Origin of the sequence: Sphingobium sp. ba1, from assembly GCF_000743655.1 — a bacterium.
GTDB lineage: Bacteria > Pseudomonadota > Alphaproteobacteria > Sphingomonadales > Sphingomonadaceae > Sphingobium.
On the sequence record NZ_JPPQ01000070.1, the window covers coordinates 37111 to 39699 of the forward strand.

General features: G+C 61.2%; 3 protein-coding genes and 2 pseudogenes. 2 read left to right on the top strand and 3 right to left on the bottom strand.

The window, feature by feature from the left end; translation table 11 throughout:
- A pseudogene (locus IL54_RS25085) lies at positions 1–325 on the bottom strand (AraC family transcriptional regulator); the annotation flags it as partial.
- Between the two features lie 258 nt (positions 326–583).
- On the opposite strand from IL54_RS25085, the gene IL54_RS19050 reads away from it, so the two are divergent.
- Both IL54_RS19050 and map read left to right on the top strand, forming a co-directional pair.
- A complete protein-coding gene (locus tag IL54_RS19050) occupies positions 584–790 on the top strand; it encodes a ParD-like family protein (protein WP_037479502.1) in 207 nt (68 codons plus the stop codon).
- A gap of 1 nt (position 791) precedes the next feature.
- On the top strand, positions 792–1571 hold the full coding sequence (map, locus tag IL54_RS19055; RefSeq protein WP_037479505.1) for a type I methionyl aminopeptidase: 780 nt from the start codon (positions 792–794) through the stop codon (positions 1569–1571).
- Between the two features lie 399 nt (positions 1572–1970).
- On the opposite strand, the gene IL54_RS24380 is transcribed toward map, so the two are convergent.
- Together IL54_RS24380 and IL54_RS19065 are read right to left on the bottom strand one after the other, a co-directional pair.
- Entirely contained in the window at positions 1971–2282 is a 312-nt protein-coding gene (locus IL54_RS24380) for a hypothetical protein (RefSeq protein ID WP_156106318.1), read from the bottom strand.
- Positions 2283–2343: 61 nt separating this feature from the next.
- Positions 2344–2589: pseudogene (locus IL54_RS19065) on the bottom strand (hypothetical protein); the annotation flags it as partial.

The following is a 2589-nucleotide window of genomic DNA, read 5'->3' on the forward strand; positions in this document are numbered from 1 at the left end:
CCAGCCCCAGCGCCCCCAATATCAGCGCCCCCGAACATTGCGACCCGATCAACTGCCGCGCCGGGTCCAGCCTTATGCGCGCCATCAACGCCGCATCATTGGCCACCTCCAACCGCCGCGCCCCGCTACCGACCAGCACCACGTCCGCCTGCGCCGCCCATTCCAGCGGCTGCTGCGTCCGCACCTCAACCCCGTTCATCGACGTGACTATGGCGTCCGGCGCACATATCTCCGCCCGCCACCCCTTCACCCGGTTCAGCAACGCCAGCGCCACGAAACTGTCCAGCTCATTGAACCCATCAAACGTCAAAACCGCAACCCGCATCAGATCCTCCTGTCGATCCAATGCCCCTACCCCATCGCCAACCTCCCCGCCCGATCCGATCCCGACACATTGGCCCCAAACCTTCTCCCCCACGGGGAGAAGGATACGCAGCCTTATCCCGGCGAAGTCCGGGATTAGGCGAAGTTGGAAGAGGGGGCTCAACACCAGCCGCCAACCGCCAGACACCCGCCCCGAACTTGACCCCAAACCATATGAACCATATACGCTCCATATACGCTTCATATAGCAGGACACCCCATGGGCATCGTAAAAATCGCCGACGACCTCCACGAACACGCCCGCCGCGCCAGCGCGCCGATGTGCCGCTCCATCAATGCGCAGGCGGAATATTGGATGAAGATCGGCATGTTGGCCGAAGCCAATCCCACCCTCTCCTTCAATGACATCGTCCGCCAGCAATATGCCGCCGCCCATGTCGAACTGGCGCAACGGGCCGCCGCCTGAGATGGTCAAGACCCCCGACGAACTGGCGCTGATGCGGCAATCGGGCCAGCTGCTCGCCGCGGTCTTCACCATGCTCGACCGCCAGCCGCTCGCAGGCCTCTCGACCATGGCCGTCAACGATCTGGTCGACCGCTATATCACCCTGGACCTCGCCGCCCGCCCGGCGAGCAAGGGCCAATATGGCTTCCAATATGTGCTGAACTGCTCGATCAACCATGTCGTCTGCCATGGCGTGCCCGACGCCAACACCATCATCCGCGACGGCGACATCATCAATCTCGACATCACGCTGGAAAAAAACGGCTTTATCGCCGATTCCAGCAAAACCTATCTCGTCGGCGACGTCGCCCCCGCCGCCCGCCGCCTCGTCCGCGTCACGCAGGAAGCGCTCTGGCAGGGCATTGCCCAGGTCCGCCCCGGCGCACATCTGGGCGACATCGGCTTTGCGATCGAGCGCCATGCCAAACGCAACGGCTATAGCGTCGTGCGCGACTATTGCGGCCACGGCATCGGCCGCGAAATGCACGAAGAGCCGCAAGTCCTCCATTTCGGCCGCCCCGGCACGGGCCTGCCCTTGCGCGAAGGCATGGTCTTCACCATCGAACCGATGCTCAACCAGGGCAGCCGCAAAGTCTCGACCCAGGATGATGGCTGGACCGTCACCACCAACGACGGCAAACTCTCCGCCCAGTTCGAACACACCGTCGCCGTCACCCGCACCGGCGTCGAAGTCCTAACCCTCCGCCCCGACGAAACCCCGCTCTCGGCGCGTAGGGCGTAGTAGAACAATTTGCCCCCACTCATTCCGTTCGTCCTGAGTAGCTATTGAGCTTGTCGAAATAGCGTATCGAAGGATAAGCGCTACGCGGATGCTTCGATACTTGAACAGGTGAACATGCCCCCGGCATGTTCAGGACCATCCGGGGGATGGTCCGACCTGTTCAACTTCGACTTCGCTCAGCCCCTACTCAGCACGAACGGGCATTTGTAAGTACGAGGCGACAAATCCCACCCCCCAAACCTTCTCCCCCACGGGGAGAAGGATACGCAGCCTTGGCGGCGCAGCCGCTTAGGCGAAGTTGGAAGAGGGGGCTCGACGCTGGCGCATCATCCGACACGCTTCATCCCGATGAAGCCGAGCTATGAGAACGGCGAATGCTGGCCGTGTACAAAACGTCGATCAGCGTGAAACTTGCGTAAGGTCGCTGCCACATCGGCTACACCGCTTTGCTGGCCATGGCACGCTGACAATACCGCGCATGAAGAGCGATTTTCCGCAGGCCGGACAGGCAATGATAAAGGAGCGAATGCCCGCTATTACGAGCCAGGCAAGCGACAAAGGTAAAACCACCGCCAAAATCAACTGCGAGGATAAACCGAATGCGCTGAGGAGCAATGGCACTCCCCAGATGATCGCTAACATAGCGACGAATGTGCCGAACATGTGGCGGCGAGCGGTGCGATATACGCTTCCGGCTTTCTCATTATCCATGGCGATACGCTAGTCCAAGTGAATACCGGCGTCATCGAGAAACCGTTTGTCTACGCCCCTCTCACCCCCCAACCCGCACCCCAGACCGCGTATAATCAATCCGTATCCGCACCCAACTCCCCACCTGCGGCTTGCCATTCACGCGCGGGGGGCGGACCAGGAATTGCCAGGCGGCTAGCCGCACCGCGCGCGCATAGCCCGACCCCATCGGCGATTCGCCCAATATCTGGCAATTCTCGACATGATAATGGTCGACCGTCTTGCACGCGACCAAGCCCCAGCCTTCGGGCAAAAACACAAAGACACA